Here is a 20320-nt window from a genome sequence, read left to right on the forward strand (position 1 = left end):
TTCCCCCCCCATGGGAAGTCGGGGCCGATATCTACTCGATCACCTTGACGCTGGATAGGGGCGAAGCGGTCGTAACTGCACCGAAAAGGGGTTAACGCCCCCCGGCCTCCAGCAACGCGCGCGGGGCGGCGAGTTCCCACGCATGGGCAACCGCATCCTCGATCGTGACCGGATCACCATCGCCGTCGATCTCGGTCCAGCCATCGTCACCGCGCACGGTCGTGCTGTCGCCGACGATCCGCACGAAATCATTGCCTTCGACCGTGAAGACCGTCGCTTCGCCCGCGTCGCGCTCCTCGACCGCCGGCAATACCTTCACTGCTTCACGGATACGGTCGAGCGTCTCGGTCATCGCGTCACAAACTCCGCCAGGGTTCGCGGGTAGAGGCGATGTTCCTCCACCAGCACCCGCGCCGCCAATGTATCGGCGGTATCGTCGGGCAGGATCGGAACGCGCGCCTGCGCCAATACGCTCCCGGCATCCAGCTCTTCGGTTACCACATGGATCGAACAACCCGCCTCGGCGTCGTCAGCGGCGATTGCCCGCGCATGTGTATCCAGACCCTTATATGCCGGCAACAACGACGGATGGATGTTGACGATCCGGTCGCGCCACTGCCCGACGAACCAGTCCGACAGCAGCCGCATATACCCGGCCAGCGCGATCGTCTCGACCCCCGCCGCCCGCAGCGCGCCGTCGATCGCCGCCTCATATTCGGCCTTCGGGATGCCGCGCGGCGAATGAGCGAACGTAGCGATCCCCTGTTCCGCGGCATGGATCAGGCCGGCGGCATCGGGCTTGTCCGACGCCACCAGCACAACTTCATAGGGGCAGTCCGCCGCCTGCGCCGCCGCAATCAGCGCCGCCATGTTCGATCCCCGCCCCGAAATCAGGACGCCGACACGGTGCTTAGCCAAGGTGCGTCGCGCTCCACTCCGCACGGGCGCTCCATGTGCCCGCGCTACCCCTGACGGTGCAGCCCTTGTCGCCCGCATTGACGGTACCGATCCGCACCACCGTCTCACCTGCCTCACCCAGCGCGACGGCAACCGCGTCCGCATCCTCGGCCGCGACCAGCACCGCCATGCCGATGCCGCAGTTGAACGTCCGCGCCATCTCGCCCGGCTCGATATTGCCCTGCGCCTGCAGGAACGCCATCAGCCGCGACTGTTCCCACGCATCGGCATCGACCGTGGCATGCGCGCCGTCGGGCAGCACGCGCGGAATATTCTCCAGCAACCCGCCACCGGTAATATGCGCCAGCCCATGGATGCGCCCCTCGCGCAGCAGCGGCAGCAGCGACTTCACGTAGATCCTGGTCGGCGCCATTAGCGCGTCGATCAACAGCAAGTCCTGATCGAACAGGGCAGGGCGGTCGAGCTTCCACCCCTTGTCTGCCGCCAGTCGCCGCACCAGCGAGAATCCGTTCGAATGAACCCCCGACGACGCCAGCCCGAGGATCACGTCGCCGACCGCGACTTTGTCGCCGGTCAGCAGCTGCTCGCGCTCGACCGCGCCGACGCAGAAACCGGCCAGATCGTAATCGCCATCGGCATACATGCCCGGCATTTCCGCCGTCTCGCCACCGATCAGCGCGCATCCCGCCTGCCGGCATCCTTCGGCGATCGACGCCACGACCCGCTCGGCGGTATCGGCGACCAGCTTGCCGCTGGCATAATAATCGAGAAAGAACAGCGGCTCGGCACCCTGCACGATCAGGTCGTTGGCGCACATCGCGACCAGGTCGATGCCGACGCCGTCATGCGCGTCATGCTTGATCGCCAGCTTCAGCTTGGTGCCGACGCCGTCATTGGCGGCGACCAGCAACGGGTCCTTGAACCCGGCGGCCTTGGGATCGAACACCCCGCCAAACCCACCCAGTTCGGCATCCGCGCCGGGACGCCGCGTCGACTTCGCCAGCGGCCCGATGGCACGGACCAGGGCATTGCCCGCCGCGATCGAGACGCCTGCCTGTGCGTAGGTATAGCCGCCGCCGCGGTCCGCTTCGTTGCTCATGACGCCCGGTTAGCTACATCGCGCTTGGATTTCCACGCCTGCTTCGTCAAAAGGCGCGCATGACTTTGGTTCAGCCCCCCCGCATCCTTGCCGCCCTCGCATTGGGCGTGGTCGCGACCGGGGCAGTCGTGGCGCAGCAGGGCGGGGTCGCCGCGGTCGACGGATCGGGCAGTTTCGAAGTGAACGGCGTCCGCGTCGACGTCGCCGGCCCCTCCGCCGAAGCCGCGCGCACCGCCGGCTGGCGCGTGGCGCAGCGCAAGGGCTGGCAGATGCTGTCGCAGCGGCTGACCGGATCGGCGCGCTCCCTACCCGATGGCACGCTCGATTCGCTGGTGACCAGCATCGTCGTCGAAAGCGAACAGATCGGCCCGAACCGCTACGTCGCCCGCCTCGGCGTCCTCTTCAATCGCGGGCGCGCCGCATCGATCCTCGGCATCGCCGGCGTGTCGGAACGCAGCCCCGCCATGCTGGTCGTGCCGCTGATCTGGGACGGCGGCACCGGAACCGTGTTCGAACGCGCAACCCCTTGGCAGGCGGCATGGGCACGCTTCCGCACCGGTGGCAGCGTCATGGACTATGTCCGCCCCAGCGGCACCGGCGCCGACGGCCTGCTGCTCAACGCCGGACAGGTAACGCGGCGCGGACGCGGCTGGTGGCGCACCGTCCTCAACCAATATGGCGCGTCCGACGTGCTGATCCCGCAGGTCCGCCTGTACCGCCAATGGCCCGGCGGCCCGGTGATCGGCACCTTCACAGCCGGCTATGGCCCCGACAACCGCCTGCTCGGCAGCTTCTCGCTGCGCGTCAATCAGGGCGATGCAGTTCCCGCACTCCTCGACGAAGGCGTCCGCCGCCTCGACGCGCTGTATCAACAGGGCCTGCGCAGCGGCGCGCTCCGTCCCGATCTGGTGCTCGCCGCCCCCCCGCCGGGCAGTGTCATCGTCCCCGACGAAGTGCCGATCGACGACACGACGATCACCGACCCCGCCACCGGCCCGACGCCGCTGCCGACCGGGGAAAGCGTCACCCTGTCGATCCAGGCCGATACCCCGAACGTCGTCGCCGTCGAATCGACCGAGGCCGCGCTGCGATCGGTCCCCGGCGTCCGCTCCGCCGCGACCTCCAGCCTTGCACTGGGCGGCGTATCGGTACTACGCGTGACCTTCGACGGCGATATCGCGATCCTCACCGCCGCGCTCGAATCACGCGGCTGGTCGGTCCAACAGGGGGAGGGCGCGCTCCGCATACGTCGCCGCGCCGCCGCCACCCCGCTGCCCGCGCCGAGTGCACCGCAGGGATGACGATCCTGTCTCGCGGTACGGTTCAGCTTACCCTGCCATTGGAACTTCCCGCCGGCGCCCGGCAGGACCTGTTCCTCGTCGGGCCGTCGAACGAAGCCGCCGTTCATCATCTCGATCACTTCGCGACCTGGCCGGTACAGGCGGCCCTGCTGGTCGGTCCGCGCAAATCGGGCCGAACGCTGCTCGCCCGGCTGTTCGCGGCCAAGAGCGGCGGCACGATCGCCGACGATGCCGACCGCTGGACCGAGACCGAACTGTTCCATGCATGGAACCGGGCGCAGGCCGATGCCCGCCCGCTGCTGGTCGTCGCCGATGCGGCGCCGCCGATCTGGCGGATCGGCCTGCCCGACCTGCGCTCGCGTATCAACGCGACCCCGGTCCTGCGCCTCGAAGCGCCCGACGATCTGCTGATCGAAACACTGCTGCAATATCTCTTCGACAGGAAGGAACTCGTCGCCGCGCCCGATCTGGTGCGCTGGCTTGCCCGCCGCGTCGAACGGAGCCACCTTGCGGTGCTTCGCATCGTCGAGGCTCTGGAGGAAGATGCCATGTTGCGCTCGACGCGCCGTCTGACCGTTCCCGCCGCGCGCGCCGCGCTGGCCGGCAACCCGCTGCTGCTGGATCGCCTGCTGTGAACGACCCGGTCCCCTCCGCCCGCACCACCGTCGCCGCCGCACCCGAGGCACGCTATTTCAACCGCGAACTGTCGTGGCTGGCATTCAACCGCCGCGTGCTCGACGAAGCGTGCAACCCCGACCATCCGCTGCTCGAACGGCTGCGCTTCCTGTCGATCTCGGCGACCAACATCGACGAATTCTTCATGGTCCGCGTGGCTGGCCTGAAGGGACAGCAGATGCAGGAGGTCGGCCATGAATCGGTCGACGGCCTGACCCCGTCGCAGCAACTCGCCGCGATCACCGTCGACGCCGCCGGGCTGGTCGACAGCCAGCAGCGCATCTGGCGCGATATCGCCGCGCAGCTGGCGGAGGCCGATATCAGCGTGCTCGGCGCCGATGCGCTGCATGGCGAGACCGAGGAATGGCTCGCCCGCTATTTCCGCGATCAGCTGTTCCCGGTGCTCACCCCGCAGGCGCTCGACCCGGCCCACCCGTTCCCGTTCATCCCGAACCTCGGCTCGGCGATGCTGTTCGACCTGATCCGCCGGTCGGACGATGTCGAGGTGCGCGAGGTCGTGCTGCTGCCATCGGCGATGCCGCGTTTCGTCCGCTTGCCGGGCAAGTCGGCGCGCTATGTCGCGATCGAAACCGTGCTGCGCCATTTCTCGGGCCTGTTCTTCCCCGGCTATACCGTGCGCGCCTCCGCCGCCTTCCGCGTCATCCGCGACAGCGATATCGAACTGGAGGAAGAGGCCGAGGATCTGGTCCTCTATTTCCGCACCGCGATCAAACGCCGCCGTCGCGGTCGCATCATCCGGCTGGAGATCGAATCAGGCATCTCCGATGAACTCGTCCAGCTGCTGCGCGACGAAATGGGCGGCAGCGATGCGCTCATCACCGAAACCGGCGGGTTCCTCGGCATCGGCGACCTGTCGATGCTGGTCGCCGAAGACCGCCCCGACCTGAAATTTCCGCCCTTCTCCCCGCGCTTTCCTGAACGCATCCGCGAATATGGCGGCGACTGCTTCGCGGCAATCCGGGCGAAGGACATCGTCGTCCACCACCCGTACGAAACCTTCGACGTGGTGCTCGCCTTCCTCAAGCAGGCCGCCGCCGACCCCGATGTCGTCGCGATCAAGCAGACGCTCTACCGCGCCGGCAAGCAGTCCGCCGTCGTCGCCGCGCTGGTCGCCGCCGCCGAAGCCGGCAAGTCGGTGACCGCCGTCGTCGAACTCAAGGCCCGCTTCGACGAAGAACAGAATCTCAACCTCGCCTCGGTCCTCGAACGCGCCGGGGTGCAGGTCGTCTACGGCTTTATCGAGTGGAAAACCCACGCGAAGATCTCGATGGTCGTCCGGCGCGAAGAACAGGGCTATCGCACCTATTGCCACTTTGGCACCGGCAACTACCACCCGATCACCGCGCGCATCTATACCGATCTCAGCTTCTTCACCGCCGATCCGCTGCTCGGGCGCGATGCGGCGCAGGTGTTCAACTACATCACCGGCTATGTCGAACCGCAGGCGCTGCAACAGCTCGCCATTTCCCCACGCGACCTGCGCGACCGGCTGGAGGCCCTGATCGAGGGCGAGATCCAGACCGCCCGCGCCGGTGGGCAGGGATCGATCTGGCTGAAGATGAACTCGCTGGTCGATCCCGCGCTGATCGACAAGCTGTACGAGGCATCGGCGGCCGGCGTGCAGGTCGATTTGATCGTGCGCGGCATCTGCTGCCTGCGCCCCGGCGTGCCGGGCATGTCCGACAACATCCGCGTCAAATCGGTCGTCGGCCGCTTCCTCGAACACAGCCGCATCTATTGCTTCGGCAACGGACAGGCGCTGCCCAACGACGACGCGCTCGTCTATGTGTCGTCGGCCGACTGGATGCCGCGCAACTTCGACCGCCGCGTCGAATATCTGCTGCCGATCACCAACCCGACCGTCCACGATCAGGTGCTCGATCAGGTGATGGTCGCCAATCTGCTCGACACCGAACAAAGCTGGGATCTCGGCCCCGATGGCAGCTATCGCCGGATGGCGAAAGGTGACAAGCCGTTCAACCTGCACCGTTATTTCATGACCAACCCGTCGCTGTCCGGGCGCGGTGCGGCGATCGAAAGCGGGTCGGCAACGGTGCCGCAGAAACTGTCGCTGCGCGCATGGCGGGCGGCACGGGAAGGAACGATGTGATCCGATTGCCGTGGAGCCGCCCTGCCACCGTCGCGCATAGCGCGATCATCGACATCGGATCGAACTCGATCCGGCTGGTCGTCTATGGCGGGCCGGATCGCATCCCGGCGACGTTGTTCAATGAAAAGGTGCTGGCCGGCCTCGGTCGGTCGCTGGCGGCGACCGGCACCATCGATGCGGAGGCGTTCCGCGTCGCCGGTGCCGCGCTCGCCCGCTTCGCCTGGCTGACGCGCGAGATGCAGGTCGATGTCGTCCGCACCGTCGCCACCGCCGCCGTCCGCGACGCCAGCAACGGCCGCGACCTGATCGCGCTTGCTGAAAGCGTCGGCCTGACCGTCGAAACGCTGTCGGGCGAGGAGGAAGCGCAGGCGGCGGGCCATGGCGTGCTGTCGGCGATCCCCGATGCCGACGGCATCGTCGGCGATCTGGGCGGCGGCAGTCTCGAACTGGTCCGGGTGAAGGACGGCAAGCTCGGCGAGCGCGTGTCCTTCCCGCTCGGTGTACTGCGGATCGGTGCGATCCGCGAACGCCGCGCGGGCGAACTTGACCGCACCGTGCAGCGCATGGTGAGCGACGCCGGTTGGGCGGGGCGGGGGAAGGGGCTGCCCTTCTACATGGTCGGCGGGTCGTGGCGCGCACTCGCCCGGCTCGACATGCATCTGACTGGCTACCCGCTACCGATCGCGCATGGCTATGCAATTTCCCTGAACCGCATCAATGCTTTGCGGAAGATTCTTACCGACCTCCCTCGTACCGATCTGAAGGCCGTGCCGAACCTGTCGGGTGGACGCGTGCCGACGCTCGATAATGCGACGGCAGTGCTGGCGTCGATGACCAGGCATCTCGGTTCGGCGACGACGATGGTGTCTGCCTATGGCCTGCGCGAAGGATTACTGTACGCCGCCTTGCCTGCTGCCGTCCGCGCCGAAGACCCGTTGCTGATCGCCGCCCATGACGAAGGCGCCCGGCAGGGCCGCTTTGCCGAACATGGCGATCTGCTGCACAAATGGATCGCACCGCTGTTTCCCGGGAACGAAGCGGCGATGGTCCGGTTGCGCCATGCCGCGTGCCTGCTGGCGGATGTGGGCTGGCACGCCAACCCCGAATTCCGCGCCGAACGCGGTGTCGAGATTGCACTCCACGGCAACTGGGTAGCGATCGATGCCGCCGGCCGCGCGATCGTCGCGCAGGCGCTTTACAGTTGCTTGGGCGGCGGAGGCGATACCCCGCCCGATCCGCTGCCCCGCCTCGCACCGGCATCGGCCTTGTCGGCGGCGCATCACTGGGGCCTTGCCATGCGTCTGGGCCAACGCCTCAGCGGCGGAGTCGCTGCCCCGCTCCAGCGCACCGACCTGCGCCGCGGGCGCGGTCAGGTCGAACTCGTCGTCCCCGCCCGCGATACCGCGCTGTACGGGGAGGCCGTCCAGAAACGGCACAAGGCGCTGGCAACGGCGCTGGGCATGGAAGCGGCACTCGTCATGTCTTGACCGCACTTTCCTACACCCAATGGATTTGCGACCCTCCGGCCGCTCTTTCCACCGTCCGGATCAAGAAACGCGTCGAGCGAACGTCAAAGTGGCAACGTGTCAACTTCCGCGCCCGACATGCAGGCCAAATCGCTGCAATCATTGCAGTTTAACGTCTTTGGAAGACAGGCGTACCGTAACCTTTGTCAACTTCCGCAGGCATCATCCGCAGCGCAAGTTGGTCACATTACCCTTATCATCCACAACGATGTTCAGCCGATCGGGCCGGAAGTCCATCGTCACCATCATCCCCGGCCGGATCACCCGCACCGCCCGCGCACCCGACCGCTTGCGCGCATCGTCGGCCGTGGTCTCGGTCACCGCCTTGCCAACCAGATCGCCGATCGAACCCAGACCGCAACTGTCGATCTGCGGCGCCCCGCTAGGCCCGACCGGCCGCGATCCCATGGTCGGCGGCGACGTCCGCACCGGCGGCGGCGTCTGCTGTTCGGCACAACCGGCCACCGCGACTGCCATCAACGCAAACTGCTTCATTCCACCACCTCCGCTCGGGTCATCTTCAATCGTCCACCCAGCACGGTGAACCCAAGCTGACCCTCGACGAGTGCCAGCGCATCGCGCCCGAACTGTTCGAACCGCCAGCCGTTCAGGATCGACAGCCCCTCGCGCTGCCCGGCGGCCAGCGCCTCCAGATCGTCCGACCGCGCCAGCAGCCGCGCCGCGACCTTGATCTCGTTCGCCCGGATTTTTAGCAGCAGTTTCAACAGGTCGGCGACCAGCGCGCCTTCCTTGCCCAATGCCGGCTTGCGCTCGTCGCGCCCCGGCATCTCATCGGCCGGCAACGGCCTCGCCTCGGCCAGCGCGCTCATCATGCGCGCGCCGATATCGTTATGCGCCCATGCCGCCGACAGCCCGCGCACCTTTGCCAGATCGGCCTGCTTGCGCGGCGGATTGCCCGCCAGATCAGCGATCGTCTCATCCTTGACGATCCGCCCGCGCGGCAGATCCTTGCCCTGCGCCTCCAACTCGCGCCACTTGCCCAGCGCCTTCAACCGGCCCAGCACTTCGGGCTTGCGGCTGTTGACGCGGATGCGCTGCCACACCGTCTCGGGGTCGTTGAAATAGTTGGATGGATCGCCGATCCGCTCCATCTCCTCGTCCAGCCACAGCCCGCGCCCGGTCTTGCGCAGCTTCGTCAGCATCTTGGGAAAGATCACCGACAGATGCGTCACGTCAGCGATCGCATAGTCTATCTGCCGATCATCGAGCGGCCGGCGCGACCAGTCGGTGAACCGCGCGCCCTTGTCGACGGTAATCCCCAGATAGGCGTCGACCAGATTGGAATAACCGACCTGCTCCCCCTGACCCAGCGCCATCGCCGCCACCTGCGTGTCGAACATCGGGAAGGGCGTCTTGCCGGTCAGGTTGTAGACGATCTCAATGTCCTGCCCGCCCGCATGGAAGACCTTCAGCACGTCCTCGTTATCGGTCAGCAGGTTCAGCAGCGGCGTCAGATCGATGCCCGGTGCCATCGGATCGATCGCCGCCGCTTCCTCGGTATTGGCGATCTGGATCAGGCACAGTTCTGGCCAATAGCTGTTCTCGCGCATGAATTCGGTGTCGACGGCAACGAAGTCGGACGTGGCGAGGCGGGTACAGAGGGCGGCGAGGGTCGCGCTGTCCTCGATCAACGGATGGATATGCATCACGCCCGCATAGCAAGGATCCGCGCCTTGACAAAAGGGGGTGGGGGAGGGAAGCGCGCCTCATCCAAATCGACGCTCCCCCGCACCTGCGGGGATCGATCATCGTAAAGGTTCCTCAATGCACGCCTATCGCACTCATAACTGCGGCCAGCTCACTGACGCGAACGACGGCGATACCGTCCGCCTGTCGGGCTGGGTGCATCGCAAGCGCGACCATGGCGGCGTGCTCTTCATCGATCTGCGCGACCATTACGGCATTACCCAGATCGTCGCCGACAGCGATTCGCCAGCGCTCGCGCTGCTCGAATCGGCGCGGACCGAATCGGTGCTGACCATCGACGGCAGCGTGAAACTGCGCAGCGAAGCGACCAGGAACCCGAACCTTGCGACCGGCGCGATCGAAATCTACGCCCGCGCCGCGACGCTGCAGTCGGCGGCGCAGGAACTGCCGATGCCGGTCGCCGGCGAGGCCGAGTACCCGGAAGACATTCGCCTGCGCTACCGCTTCCTCGACCTTCGTCGCGAACGGCTGCACGCGAACATCCTGCTGCGCTCGAACGTCATCGCGTCGCTTCGCCGCCGGATGATCGATCAGGGCTTCACCGAATTCCAGACGCCGATCCTTACCGCGTCGTCGCCCGAAGGCGCACGCGACTATCTGGTCCCCAGCCGCGTCCATCCGGGCAAATTCTATGCGCTGCCGCAGGCGCCGCAGATGTTTAAGCAGTTGCTGATGGTCGCCGGCTTCGACCGGTACTTCCAGATCGCGCCCTGCTTCCGCGACGAAGACGCCCGCGCCGATCGTTCGCCGGGCGAGTTCTACCAGCTCGATTTCGAGATGAGCTTCGTCACGCAGGAAGACGTGTTCGCCGCGATCGAACCGGTCCTTCACGGCGTGTTCGAGGAATATGCCAACTGGCAAGGCAAGGGCCGCACCGTGTCGCCGCTGCCGTTCAAGCGCATTCCCTACCGCGAATCGATGCTGAAATACGGCAACGACAAGCCCGACCTTCGCAACCCGCTGCTCATCACCGACGTGTCGGAGCTGTTCGTCGGATCGGGCTTCGGCCGCTTCGCCTCGATCGTAGAGGCGGGCGACGTGGTCCGTGCAGTGCCGGCGCCCAAGACCGCCGACAAGAGCCGCAAATTCTTCGACGACATGAACGCCTGGGCACAGTCCGAAGGGTTTGCCGGCCTCGGCTACGCCACCCGTAAGGGCGGTGAATGGGGCGGCCCGATCGCCAAGAACCATGGCGAGGAAGGCATGGCGAAGATCGCCGAAGCGCTCGGCCTCGGCCCCGATGACGGCGTGTTCTTCGCCGCCGGCAAGGAAGCACAAGCCGCCAAGCTCGCCGGCTTCGCCCGCACCCGCGTTGCCGAGACGCTTGGGCTGATCGACGACAAGCGCTTCGAATTCTGCTGGATCGTCGACTTCCCGATGTTCGAATATGACGAGGACGCGAAGAAGGTCGACTTCAGCCACAACCCCTTCTCGATGCCGCAGGGCGAGATGGAAGCGCTGGAAACGATGAACCCGCTCGACATCCTAGCCTATCAGTACGACATCGTCTGCAACGGCGTGGAGCTGTCGTCGGGCGCGATCCGGAACCATCGCCCGGAAATCATGTACAAGGCGTTCGAGATCGCCGGCTACACCCAGGAAGACGTCGACACGAACTTCGCGGGCATGATCAACGCGTTCAAGTTCGGCGCCCCGCCGCACGGCGGCTCGGCGCCGGGCGTCGACCGGATCGTCATGCTGTTGGCGGATGAACCGAACATCCGCGAGGTGATCACCTTCCCGATGACGCAGAAGGCCGAAGACCTGATGATGGGCGCACCGAACTACGCGACGCCAAAGCAGCTGCGCGAACTGAACATCCGCGTGACCGTCGACGGTCCGAAGGAATAATCCTCCCCGGAACGGGAAGGGGGACCGCTCGCGTTAGCGTGGGGTGGAGGGGGTTGTCCTGTTCCACTACCCTCGCGTTGCGAGGCGATCCCCCTCCACCATGCTGCGAGTGGTCCCCTTCCCGCGAAGCGGGGAGGAGCTTAAAGCCTCACGCGTTTTCGAACGTTTCGCCTTCCAGCACACGCAGGCGGCCGTCTTCGATCGCAAAGACCGCGCCGTGCAACTTGAGCTTGCCGGCCTCGACCCGCTCCTTGACGAACGGGAAGGTCATCAGGTTCTGGAGCGAGACCTTCACGCCCTCCTGTTCCAGCGCCTTCTGCCCTTCGGGTCCGGTGCCGTGCTGGGCCACCACCTTCTCGCGCGCCTCGTCGAGCAAATCGATCCAGTGCGCCACGAAGCCGCCTTCACCCGGCTTGGTATTGGCCAACGCCTGCGTCAGGCAGGCGTTGACGCCGCCACAGGCTCCGTGGCCGAGGACAAGGACTTCCTCGACCTCCAACTTCGTGACCGCGAATTCCAGCGCTGCCGAAACGCCGTGGCGCCCGCCATCGTCCTCGAACGGCGGTACGAGGTTGGCGACGTTGCGCACCACGAAGATTTCGCCCGGCCGTGCGCCGAAGATCGTCGCCGGATCGACCCGGCTGTCGGAACAGGCGATCACCATGACCTTCGGGCTCTGACCCGTCGCCAGTTCGCTCCAGCGTTCGCGTTCCTGCTGCCATTCGGTGCCGCGGAAGCGATAATAGCCCTCTTTGAGGTCGCTGAAGTGCATCAATCAATCTCCGTCATATGATATAGACCTTCCCTCGATCGCTAGACGCACGGGGGCCGCGAACGTTGCAGGCGGTTGTTCGTTTCGCCGCGCATCGCTATCTGACACGAATGAACGAGATGACGCCGCTGCCCCGCCCCGAACGGACCCGCAAGCCCGACTGGATTCGGGTCAAGGCACCGACCGGAAAGGTCGTGGCTGAAACCCGCGCGCTGATGCGCTCGAAAAGCCTGACCACGGTCTGCGAGGAAGCAGCCTGCCCGAATATCGGCGAATGCTGGTCGAAGAAGCACGCGACCGTCATGATCCTCGGCGACACCTGCACCCGCGCCTGTGCATTCTGCAACGTCAAGACCGGCATGCCACGCGCGGTCGACCCGATGGAGCCGCGGCATGTCGCCGAAGCGGCGGCGGCGATGGGGCTGAACCACATCGTCATCACCTCGGTCGACCGCGACGACCTGCCCGATGGCGGCGCGAAGCAGTTCGTGAAGGTGATCGAGGCGATCCGCGCCGCGAATCCGATCACGACGATCGAGATCCTGACCCCCGATTTCCGCAACAAGCACGAAGCGGCGGTCGAGATGATCGTGGCGGCGCGCCCCGACGTCTATAACCACAATCTCGAAACCGTGCCGCGCCTCTACCCGACGATCCGTCCGGGCGCGCGCTATTACGCGTCGCTGCGGCTGCTGGAGAGCGTCAAGAAGCTCGACCCGTCGATCTTCACCAAGTCGGGCATCATGCTGGGCCTCGGCGAAGAGCGTCTGGAGGTGCATCAGGTGATGGACGACATGCGCTCTGCCGACATCGATTTCCTGACGATGGGCCAGTATCTGCAACCGACGCCCAAGCACGCCAAGGTCATCGATTTCGTGACGCCCAAGGCGTTCGACGGCTTCGCCGCCATCGCCCGTGCAAAGGGTTTCCTGCTGGTCGCATCGTCGCCGCTCACCCGGTCGAGCTATCACGCCGGCGACGATTTCGAACGGATGCGGGCGAACCGCGATACGAAGCTTGGCGTTGTTCGCGCCTGATGCCCAAGCATAGCGAAACCCGCCATCTGCCCTACAGCCCCGAACAGATGTTCGATCTGGTCGCCGATGTCGCGCGCTATGGCGAATTTCTGCCATGGGTCAGCGCGATCCGGGTGCGGTCGAACAGCGAAACCGAAATGGTCGCCGACATGATCGTCGGGTTCAAGGGACTGCGCGAAAGCTTCACGTCGAAGGTGCAGAAGGAGCGGCCCGACCATATCCGGGTGGACTATCTCGACGGGCCGCTGAAATATCTGAACAACGACTGGCGTTTTCGCCCCGATGGTCAGGGCGGTTGCTATGTCGATTTCGGCGTCGATTTCCAGTTCAAGAGCCGCATGTTCGAAATGCTGGCCGGGCAGGTCTTCGATCGCGCGCTGCGCAAGATGATCGGCGCATTCGAAGATCGCGCCGCCGCCCTTTACGGCGATTCGGCGACCGGTTCCTCGGGTGCCACCTCCGGCGGCAGCAGCAGTTCGAGCGCACACAGCGCGGCCTGAAGCCGGATACCGCCACGCCCAAGATCGCCGAACTGGCGCAGGTCGGCCACGACCTTCGCCGGATCGCCGCCCTTTTCGGCGCGGGCGAAGACCACGGTACCGACCGGTTTCTTCTCGGTGCCACCGCCCGGACCGGCGACGCCGGTGATCGCGACCGCGACATCGGCCTGGGTCACCTCCAGCGCGCCCTGTGCCATGCTCCACGCAGTCGCGATCGATACCGCGCCGAACGTTTCCAGCACGTCGGAACTGACCTTCACCAGATCGACCTTGGCATCGTTCGAATAGGTCACGAACCCTGCGCTGAATACATCGGAGCAACCCGGAATTTCGGTAATCGCCGCCGACACCAGTCCGCCGGTGCAGCTTTCCGCCAACGCGATCCGTCGACCGGCCGCACGGTTCGCGTCGACGACCCGGCGTGCGGCATCGACCAGTTCGGGGGGCAAGATACTGTCCATTACATCAATTCCGGGCACGTTGTCCGCAAAGCGGCAGGCGCATTTGGGGGTTGGGGCGGTCGGCATCGATCTGTGCGAACAACACGATCAGGCCGGCGACGTTGCGCGGCGGCAGCAACTGGACGAGATTGGCGGCGCGCTCGATCCGCGGACAGTCGGCGGGTTCGATATTGCCGACCACCATCGGTGCGATCAGCGACGCGACGATCGGGGCCGCGAACGACGAATCGAGCAGTTGGAGCGCCTGCGGCGCGGTCAGCCGGCCTAGCGCCGCCTTCGCCTGAGGCCATGCCGCCTCGGTTTCGGCTTCATAGCGGGCGAGAAACGGCCCGCTGGTCCGCCGGATCAGCGCCGTAGCCGGCAGGGCGTTGGCACAGCGTGCGCCGGCCTGGCGGATCAGTTCGGGCGCGACGAACAGCACCAGCGCTTCCGCTTCGGCAGCCGTCACGCAGGATGGCTGAGCCTGCGCGGACGCCGAACCGCAGGCGAACAGCGCGAGGAGGGCCGCGAAGCGCTTCATGCCGGCACCCGGATCGTTGCGATCGCCTGCGCGGCAATCCCTTCCTGACGACCGGTAAAGCCCAGCCGCTCGCTGGTCGTCGCCTTGATGCTCACCTGCCGTTCCCCGATGCCCAGGATGTCGGCGATCCGGCTGCGCATCGCCGCCCGGTGCGGACCGATTTTCGGCGCCTCGCAGATCAGCGTCAGGTCGACGAAGTCGATGATGCCCCCCTCTGCTCGAACAAGCTCGGCGGCATGGGCGAGAAACTGTCCCGATTCGGCACCGCGCCATTGCGGATCACTTGGCGGGAAGTGCGTGCCGATATCACCCGCGCCGATCGTGCCGAGCAGGGCATCGGTGATGGCATGCAGCGCGACATCGGCGTCGCTATGCCCCGAAAGACCGCGATCATGCGGGATCAACACCCCACCCAGCCACAATTCCTCGCCGGTTTCGAGGCGATGGACGTCGTAGCCGGTGGCGCTGCGCGATACGAGCGCGGGGAGGGCACGCGCTTCGGCCAGAGCGAAATCCGCCGGATAGGTTATCTTGTCGAGCATCGGGTCTCCTTCGACCATTGCGACCTCCAGCCCGATAGCACGCAGCATCTGCGCATCGTCGGTCGCTTCGGCGCTGGCGTCCCATGCATTATGCGCCTCACGGATCGCGGGCACGGCAAAGGCTTGCGGTGTCTGCACCCGGACCAGCGCGGCGCGCGGTACGACATCGCCCAACGCCGTGCCGCCGTGCGCCAGCGTATCGGCGACCGGCAGCACCGGTACCGCGCCGGGCGCATGGTCGAGCGCCGCGAGCAATCGGTCGATCGTGTCGGCCGGCACGAACGGCCGTGCCGCATCGTGAATCAGCACCCGTGCCGCATCGCCGATCGCGGCGAGACCGGCGGCCACACTTTCACGCCGGGTCGCCCCGCCGATGACATGCTCGACTTCGCCGATCGCGGCACGCAGCGCGTCGGCCTGTCCGGCACCGATCACCACGACTACCCGGTCGATACCCGGATGCGCTGACAGCGCCGCATGGGCATGGGCGACCATCGACCGTCCGGCGACTGGCACGAACTGCTTCGGGGTGGCGCTGCCCGATCGCGTGCCTTGCCCGGCGGCGACGATCAGCGCGACTGTTGATCCGGTCTGCATGGCCGTCCGCCTAGCGCAAGGCGCGTGCCCCCGCCAGCCTTGCCCTACGTGGCACTTTGCGCTAGGAGCTGCCCGATTTTCAGGCACAGTCCATGACCCTAGTTCCCATCCGTATCGGCGATGTCGTCATCGACATGCCGGTGATCCTCGCGCCGATGACTGGCGTCACCGACCTGCCGTTCCGCAAGATGGTGCGGCGGCATGGATCGGGGCTGAACGTCACCGAAATGATCGCGAGCCAGGCCGCGATCCGCGAAACGCGCCAGTCGATCCAGAAGGCGATGTGGGACCCGGTCGAGGAACCGGTGTCGATGCAGCTCGTCGGCTGCACGCCCGTCGAAATGGGCGAGGCGGCCAAGCTTGCCGAGGACAAGGGCGCGGCGATCGTCGACATCAACATGGGCTGTCCCGTGCGCAAGGTGACGAACGGCGATGCCGGATCGGCGCTGATGCGCGACCTGCCGCTCGCCGCCGAACTGATCGCTGCGGTGGTGAAGGCGGTAAAGGTGCCGGTAACGGTCAAGATGCGAATGGGCTGGGACCATAGCAGCCTGAACGCGCCGGAACTGGCGCATATCGCCGAGGATCTGGGCGCGCAGATGGTGACCGTCCATGGCCGCACCCGCAATCAGATGTATCGCGATCATGCCGACTGGGGGTTCGTCCGCCTGGTGAAGGATGCGGTCAAGGTGCCGGTGATCGTGAACGGCGACATCTGCTCGGTCGACGACGCCCGGACCGCGCTTGAACAGTCCGGCGCGGACGGCGTGATGATCGGTCGCGGCGCCTATGGCCGGCCGTGGTTGCTGGCGCAGGTCATGGCGGCACTGTCGGGTGGCCATGTTCCGGGCGATCCTTCGATCGAGGAACAATATTGCCTGATCCTCGAACATTATCACATGATGCTTGACCATTATGGGGCCGAAACCGGCGTCAACATGATGCGCAAGCATATCGGTTGGTATACCAAGGGGCTGCATGGCTCCGCCGATTTCCGGAACAAGGTTAATCAGGAAGCCAGCGCCACGACGGTACTGGCGATGCTCGACGAATTCTACGCACCATGGTGCTCGCGCGCGGCGGCGTGACGTCGTCGACGGCGATGCCGGACTTTGCGGACCTGTTCGCGGGCCTGCCGGTCGCGGCGCTCGTGCTCGATGATGCCGGCTGCGTCACCCATGCCAATGGCGCGGCCGAACTGCTGCTGAACCTGTCCGACCGGGCGATGCGTGGCCTGTCGCTGGAACAGATCATCTCGTTGCCGCCCGGCTATGCCGAGCAACGCGACGGACGCGCCTTTGCCAGCTATGACTGCGAATTGCAGCTGAAGCGCGGCGGGCGGCTGCGCGTCGATTTCCACGACAGCCCGGCCGCGCACGGATCGGCATGGCGCATCGTCATGCTCTACGGCCTGCGCGCGGGCCATGCCATGCCACAGGCGGCAGGTGCGCGCGCCGCGATCGGCGCGGCGGCGATGCTGGGGCACGAGATCAAGAACCCGCTCTCGGGCATTCGCGGCGCGGCGCAATTACTGTCGGGCGATGTCGACGATCGCCCGGTGCTGACCGACCTGATCATTGCCGAGGTCGATCGCATCGCGGCGCTGATCGACCGGATGCAGGACTTCACCGACGACCGGCCGCGCGAGCTGCTGGCGCAGAACATCTATCCCGTCCTCGCCCATGCGGTACAGCTTGCCGCGGCCGGCTTTGCACGCGACGTGACGATCGAGGAACGCTTCGATCCTTCGCTCCCCCCGGTCCGGATCGATCGCGACGCCTTTGTCCAGGTCATGGTAAACCTGCTCAAAAATGCCGCCGAAGCGCTTGATAAGGTGGAGAAACCCCGGATCGTTATCGGCACCGCCTATCGCCACGGCATGTCGCACGCCATCGGCGGCGGACGTCGGGCGGTGCCGATCGAACTGACCGTGACCGACAACGGCCCAGGTGCGCCCGCCGATATCGCCGGCCACCTTTTCGAACCCTTTGTCTCGGGCAAGCGGGAAGGGCGGGGGTTCGGCCTGCCGATGGTCGAGAAGCTGGTTGGTGAGATGGGCGGCCTGGTCCGCTATGCCCGCGAAGGATATCCGCCGATGACCGTGTTCCGCATCCACCTGCCGCGCGCATGACCGGCCCCGCGCGTATCCTGCTGGTCGACGACGATGCCGCGATCCGTACCGTCGTCGCGCAGGCGTTGCGGCGCGAGGGGCATGACGTGCAGAGCGTTGCGACCCTCGGCCAGCTTCGCGCCGAGCTGCGCGCCGGGCTGCCCGCGGTGCTGGTCACCGACGTCGTCCTGCCTGATGGCGACGGTCTGGAGATGGCTGCATCGCTCGCCACTGAATATCCCGACCTGCCGATCATCGTCCTGTCGGCCCGCAACACGCTGACGACGGCGGTGCGCGCGACCGAGGCGGGAGCGTTCGACTATTTGCCCAAGCCGTTCGATCTCGACACCCTCGCCCTCGCCGTCCGCGGCGCGTTGGCGCGGCGGGCAGGGGCGGCCGACGAACCGCCGGTCGAGGCGCTCGATTCGTCGCTGCCGCTGATCGGCCGGTCGCCCGCGATGCAGGACGTGTACCGCGTCATCGCCCGCGTCGTCGCCACCGACCTCACCGTATTGGTCACCGGCGAATCGGGCACCGGCAAGGAACTGGTCGCCCGCGCGATCCACGACCTCGGCCGCCGCCGCCGTGCGCCCTTCATCGCGCTCAACATGGCGGCGATCCCGCGCGAACTGATCGAGGCCGAGCTGTTCGGCCACGAACGCGGCGCCTTCACTGGCGCGGCGCAGCGTTCCGCCGGCAAGTTCGAACAGGCAGCGGGCGGAACGCTGTTCCTCGACGAGATCGGCGATATGCCGATGGAGGCGCAGACCCGGCTGCTCCGCGTCCTGCAATCGGGCGAATTCACCAGCGTCGGCGGCGCCCGCGTGATCCGCGCCGATGTCCGCATCGTCGCCGCCACCAACAAGACGCTGGCCGCGCAGGTTCAGTCGGGCCAGTTCCGCGAAGACCTGTTCTATCGCCTCAACGTCGTGCCGATCGCCTTGCCGCCGCTGCGCGAACGCCGGCAGGACATCCCGTTGCTCGCGCGTCATTTCCTCGATCAGGCGGCCCGTGACGGCCTGCCGCGCAAGTCGCTAACCGCCGAGGCTCTGGCCCTGCTGAAGAGTCACGACTGGCCCGGCAATGTCCGCGAACTCGAAAATCTGATGCGTCGTGTCGCCGTCCTCGGTCGCGACGCGGTGATCGAGGCCGGCGAGTTGCGCGGCAGTCTGGGCGAGGCGACCGGCCGGCCCACAGCCCTGCCCGATACCGACCTCGACGAGGCAGTCCGCTCGTGGGTCCGCCGCATCGCGCGGGAGGAACCGGCCGCGCTCGACAACGGCACGCTCTACGACCGGCTCATCTCCGACGTGGAACGCCCGCTGATCGAAGCGATGCTCGATCGCCACGCCAATAATCAGCTGCGCGCGGCAAAGGCGATGGGGCTGAACCGCAACACCCTGCGCAAACGGCTCGACGATCTCGGCATCGATCCGGCACTGCGATCCTATCATGCTGACAAGGAACGCTGATCGGTCCGCTTTTCGACCATGTTGCGATTTGACGTGCGTTGCCGGCCGAATGTTGTAAAACGGCAACTATGGGTGCAGCGTTGACGGAACCGGCTCGGGCCACCTCCATCCCGGCGCGCTGGTTCCCGGCGATCGAGGTAGCGGTCCTGCTGCTGGCGGTCGCGGTCGGCATCGGCAGCTATTTCCTGTTCGACGGCAGTCAGGCGGCGCGCGGACGCTTGCCATCGCCGTCGCTGATGGCGGTCGTGCTGGTCGCCAACCTGATCCCGGCGATGGCGCTGCTGGTACTGATCGGACGCCGTATCGCCAAGCGGCGTGCGGCGCGTTCCGAAATCGGCGGCACCGGCACGCTGCACGTCCGGTTGGTGGCGCTGTTCTCGATCCTCGCCAGCGTGCCGATGCTGTTGGTGACGGTCGTCGCTTCGTTCCTGTTCCAATATGGCGTCGAATTCTGGTCATCGGCCAGCGCACGCGGCATTTTCGAAAATGCCCAAACGCTTGCCCAGTCTTCCTACAACGAGTTCCTCGAAGCGGTCGATAACGAGAATGTCGCTGTAGCTTCGGATGTCAGACGCCTGCTGCTCAACAATCGCTATTCAATGGATAGCGATGAGTTTCGCCTTACCTATCAACAAAGCATGTTCATCCGCTCGCTGAGCGACTCGGTCGTGTTTGACATTCCGTCGGACGGTCGGCCGAGATCACTGGCGTCCGCTTCCATCTACGAAGGGCCGTTGCGCTGGAGCATCGATCCCAAGTCGATCGCGGCGCTGCGCTCGGGCAAGAAGAGCTATGTCAGCGTTCGGGGCGGACAGGTTCAATCGGTGACGAGGGTGCTCGACACGCCCTACTTCGTCTATTCCGCGCGCGATATCGACTTTGCGAAGCTGCAGGAACGCGTCAACCGTACCAAGGCAATCCTGTCGGACTATGACGCCCTCATCAATCGCTCGCGCAGCGTCCAGCTCCGGCTCAACATCGCGCTGTTCGTCGTCTCGCTGCTGATCGTCGGCTTGGCCGTGTTCGTCGCGCTCGCCGTCGCCGACCGGCTCGTCCGACCGGTCGGCGCGCTGGTGGGGG

Annotated in this window: 19 protein-coding genes and 1 pseudogene; 11 read left to right on the plus strand and 9 right to left on the minus strand. The window is 66.1% G+C overall.

Annotated elements, in window-relative coordinates:
- Nucleotides 1-91: 91 nt before the first annotated feature.
- From ASE59_RS03050 to purM, 3 genes are read right to left on the minus strand one after another with little or no spacing between them, the layout of a single operon-like run.
- Nucleotides 92-352, minus strand: coding sequence for a hypothetical protein (locus ASE59_RS03050; protein ID WP_056451813.1), 261 nt, complete (start codon nucleotides 350-352; stop codon nucleotides 92-94).
- The gene (gene purN, locus ASE59_RS03055) at nucleotides 349-870 is read right to left on the minus strand and encodes a phosphoribosylglycinamide formyltransferase (RefSeq protein WP_056451815.1); all 522 of its coding nucleotides are present in this window, start codon (nucleotides 868-870) and stop codon (nucleotides 349-351) included. The genes ASE59_RS03050 and purN overlap by 4 nt, the downstream gene beginning before the upstream one ends.
- A 40-nt stretch (nucleotides 871-910) precedes the next feature.
- Entirely contained in the window at nucleotides 911-2017 is a 1107-nt protein-coding gene (purM, locus tag ASE59_RS03060; RefSeq protein ID WP_056451817.1) for a phosphoribosylformylglycinamidine cyclo-ligase, read from the minus strand.
- Nucleotides 2018-2076: 59 nt separating this feature from the next.
- Between purM and ASE59_RS03065 the strand changes: the two genes are divergently transcribed.
- The 4 genes from ASE59_RS03065 to ASE59_RS03080 are packed head-to-tail and all read left to right on the plus strand — an operon-like array spanning nucleotide 2077 to nucleotide 7611.
- Nucleotides 2077-3318: a hypothetical protein gene (locus tag ASE59_RS03065; protein ID WP_056451819.1), complete on the plus strand. Its 1242-nt coding sequence runs from the start codon at nucleotides 2077-2079 to the stop codon at nucleotides 3316-3318.
- A complete protein-coding gene (locus tag ASE59_RS19450) occupies nucleotides 3315-3953 on the plus strand; it encodes a hypothetical protein (RefSeq protein WP_056451821.1) in 639 nt (212 codons plus the stop codon). The genes ASE59_RS03065 and ASE59_RS19450 overlap by 4 nt, the downstream gene beginning before the upstream one ends.
- Entirely contained in the window at nucleotides 3950-6124 is a 2175-nt protein-coding gene (locus ASE59_RS03075) for an RNA degradosome polyphosphate kinase (RefSeq protein ID WP_056451823.1), read from the plus strand. The genes ASE59_RS19450 and ASE59_RS03075 overlap by 4 nt, the downstream gene beginning before the upstream one ends.
- Entirely contained in the window at nucleotides 6121-7611 is a 1491-nt protein-coding gene (locus tag ASE59_RS03080; RefSeq protein ID WP_235515619.1) for a Ppx/GppA family phosphatase, read from the plus strand. Before ASE59_RS03075 ends, ASE59_RS03080 begins: the two co-directional genes overlap by 4 nt.
- A gap of 201 nt (nucleotides 7612-7812) precedes the next feature.
- Here the strand turns inward: ASE59_RS03080 and ASE59_RS03085 are convergent, their stop codons facing one another.
- Nucleotides 7813-8145: an I78 family peptidase inhibitor gene (locus ASE59_RS03085; RefSeq protein ID WP_056451825.1), complete on the minus strand. Its 333-nt coding sequence runs from the start codon at nucleotides 8143-8145 to the stop codon at nucleotides 7813-7815.
- Nucleotides 8142-9317 carry a ribonuclease D gene (rnd, locus tag ASE59_RS03090; protein ID WP_056451827.1) on the minus strand — a complete coding sequence of 392 codons (1176 nt, stop codon included), beginning with the start codon at nucleotides 9315-9317 and terminating at the stop codon, nucleotides 8142-8144. Before rnd ends, ASE59_RS03085 begins: the two co-directional genes overlap by 4 nt.
- Nucleotides 9318-9435: 118 nt before the next feature.
- On the opposite strand from rnd, the gene aspS reads away from it, so the two are divergent.
- The gene (gene aspS / locus ASE59_RS03095) at nucleotides 9436-11229 is read left to right on the plus strand and encodes an aspartate--tRNA ligase (RefSeq protein WP_056451828.1); all 1794 of its coding nucleotides are present in this window, start codon (nucleotides 9436-9438) and stop codon (nucleotides 11227-11229) included.
- Between the two features lie 148 nt (nucleotides 11230-11377).
- On the opposite strand, the gene ASE59_RS03100 is transcribed toward aspS, so the two are convergent.
- The gene (locus ASE59_RS03100) at nucleotides 11378-12004 is read right to left on the minus strand and encodes a carbonic anhydrase (RefSeq protein WP_156359850.1); all 627 of its coding nucleotides are present in this window, start codon (nucleotides 12002-12004) and stop codon (nucleotides 11378-11380) included.
- Between the two features lie 107 nt (nucleotides 12005-12111).
- Here ASE59_RS03100 and lipA point away from each other — a divergent pair, with 107 nt between their 5' ends.
- A complete protein-coding gene (gene lipA / locus ASE59_RS03105; RefSeq protein ID WP_056451832.1) occupies nucleotides 12112-13038 on the plus strand; it encodes a lipoyl synthase in 927 nt (308 codons plus the stop codon).
- Nucleotides 13038-13538 (plus strand): type II toxin-antitoxin system RatA family toxin, encoded by a 501-nt coding sequence (locus ASE59_RS03110; protein ID WP_056451834.1) that lies wholly within the window; start codon nucleotides 13038-13040, stop codon nucleotides 13536-13538. The genes lipA and ASE59_RS03110 overlap by 1 nt, the downstream gene beginning before the upstream one ends.
- Here the strand turns inward: ASE59_RS03110 and ASE59_RS03115 are convergent.
- From ASE59_RS03115 to ASE59_RS03125, 3 genes are read right to left on the minus strand one after another with little or no spacing between them, the layout of a single operon-like run.
- On the minus strand, nucleotides 13460-13999 hold the full coding sequence (locus ASE59_RS03115; RefSeq protein ID WP_056451835.1) for a CinA family protein: 540 nt from the start codon (nucleotides 13997-13999) through the stop codon (nucleotides 13460-13462). The two genes, ASE59_RS03110 and ASE59_RS03115, sit on opposite strands and share 79 nt — an antisense overlap.
- Nucleotides 14000-14003: 4 nt before the next feature.
- The gene (locus tag ASE59_RS03120; protein ID WP_056451837.1) at nucleotides 14004-14519 is read right to left on the minus strand and encodes a hypothetical protein; all 516 of its coding nucleotides are present in this window, start codon (nucleotides 14517-14519) and stop codon (nucleotides 14004-14006) included.
- Nucleotides 14516-15658: a bifunctional 2-C-methyl-D-erythritol 4-phosphate cytidylyltransferase/2-C-methyl-D-erythritol 2,4-cyclodiphosphate synthase gene (locus ASE59_RS03125; protein WP_056451839.1), complete on the minus strand. Its 1143-nt coding sequence runs from the start codon at nucleotides 15656-15658 to the stop codon at nucleotides 14516-14518. Before ASE59_RS03125 ends, ASE59_RS03120 begins: the two co-directional genes overlap by 4 nt.
- Nucleotides 15659-15750: 92 nt before the next feature.
- Here ASE59_RS03125 and dusB point away from each other — a divergent pair, with 92 nt between their 5' ends.
- The 4 genes and pseudogenes from dusB to ASE59_RS19455 all read left to right on the plus strand — a co-directional run.
- On the plus strand, nucleotides 15751-16746 hold the full coding sequence (dusB, locus tag ASE59_RS03130; RefSeq protein WP_056451841.1) for a tRNA dihydrouridine synthase DusB: 996 nt from the start codon (nucleotides 15751-15753) through the stop codon (nucleotides 16744-16746).
- The gene (locus ASE59_RS03135) at nucleotides 16722-17789 is read left to right on the plus strand and encodes a two-component system sensor histidine kinase NtrB (RefSeq protein WP_056451843.1); all 1068 of its coding nucleotides are present in this window, start codon (nucleotides 16722-16724) and stop codon (nucleotides 17787-17789) included. The genes dusB and ASE59_RS03135 overlap by 25 nt, the downstream gene beginning before the upstream one ends.
- On the plus strand, nucleotides 17786-19240 hold the full coding sequence (gene ntrC, locus ASE59_RS03140) for a nitrogen regulation protein NR(I) (protein ID WP_056451845.1): 1455 nt from the start codon (nucleotides 17786-17788) through the stop codon (nucleotides 19238-19240). Before ASE59_RS03135 ends, ntrC begins: the two co-directional genes overlap by 4 nt.
- An 80-nt stretch (nucleotides 19241-19320) precedes the next feature.
- A pseudogene (locus ASE59_RS19455) lies at nucleotides 19321-20320 on the plus strand (PAS domain-containing sensor histidine kinase); the annotation flags it as partial.

It is taken from the genome of Sphingomonas sp. Leaf10, assembly GCF_001421245.1.
Classification (GTDB): domain Bacteria; phylum Pseudomonadota; class Alphaproteobacteria; order Sphingomonadales; family Sphingomonadaceae; genus Sphingomonas.

Excerpts from the sequence above, each read along its gene's own strand:
- ASE59_RS03050 (WP_056451813.1), bottom strand. The coding sequence starts at position 352 with ATGACCGAGACGCTCGACCGTATCCGTGAAGCAGTGAAGGTATTGCCG.
- purN (WP_056451815.1), bottom strand. The coding sequence starts at position 870 with ATGGCGGCGCTGATTGCGGCGGCGCAGGCGGCGGACTGCCCCTATGAA.
- purM (WP_056451817.1), bottom strand. The coding sequence starts at position 2,017 with ATGAGCAACGAAGCGGACCGCGGCGGCGGCTATACCTACGCACAGGCA.
- ASE59_RS03065 (WP_056451819.1), top strand. The coding sequence starts at position 2,077 with ATGACTTTGGTTCAGCCCCCCCGCATCCTTGCCGCCCTCGCATTGGGC.
- ASE59_RS19450 (WP_056451821.1), top strand. The coding sequence starts at position 3,315 with ATGACGATCCTGTCTCGCGGTACGGTTCAGCTTACCCTGCCATTGGAA.
- ASE59_RS03085 (WP_056451825.1), bottom strand. The coding sequence starts at position 8,145 with ATGAAGCAGTTTGCGTTGATGGCAGTCGCGGTGGCCGGTTGTGCCGAA.
- rnd (WP_056451827.1), bottom strand. The coding sequence starts at position 9,317 with ATGCATATCCATCCGTTGATCGAGGACAGCGCGACCCTCGCCGCCCTC.
- aspS (WP_056451828.1), top strand. The coding sequence starts at position 9,436 with ATGCACGCCTATCGCACTCATAACTGCGGCCAGCTCACTGACGCGAAC.
- lipA (WP_056451832.1), top strand. The coding sequence starts at position 12,112 with ATGAACGAGATGACGCCGCTGCCCCGCCCCGAACGGACCCGCAAGCCC.
- ASE59_RS03110 (WP_056451834.1), top strand. The coding sequence starts at position 13,038 with ATGCCCAAGCATAGCGAAACCCGCCATCTGCCCTACAGCCCCGAACAG.
- ASE59_RS03115 (WP_056451835.1), bottom strand. The coding sequence starts at position 13,999 with ATGGACAGTATCTTGCCCCCCGAACTGGTCGATGCCGCACGCCGGGTC.
- ASE59_RS03120 (WP_056451837.1), bottom strand. The coding sequence starts at position 14,519 with ATGAAGCGCTTCGCGGCCCTCCTCGCGCTGTTCGCCTGCGGTTCGGCG.
- ASE59_RS03125 (WP_056451839.1), bottom strand. The coding sequence starts at position 15,658 with ATGCAGACCGGATCAACAGTCGCGCTGATCGTCGCCGCCGGGCAAGGC.
- dusB (WP_056451841.1), top strand. The coding sequence starts at position 15,751 with ATGACCCTAGTTCCCATCCGTATCGGCGATGTCGTCATCGACATGCCG.
- ASE59_RS03135 (WP_056451843.1), top strand. The coding sequence starts at position 16,722 with ATGGTGCTCGCGCGCGGCGGCGTGACGTCGTCGACGGCGATGCCGGAC.
- ntrC (WP_056451845.1), top strand. The coding sequence starts at position 17,786 with ATGACCGGCCCCGCGCGTATCCTGCTGGTCGACGACGATGCCGCGATC.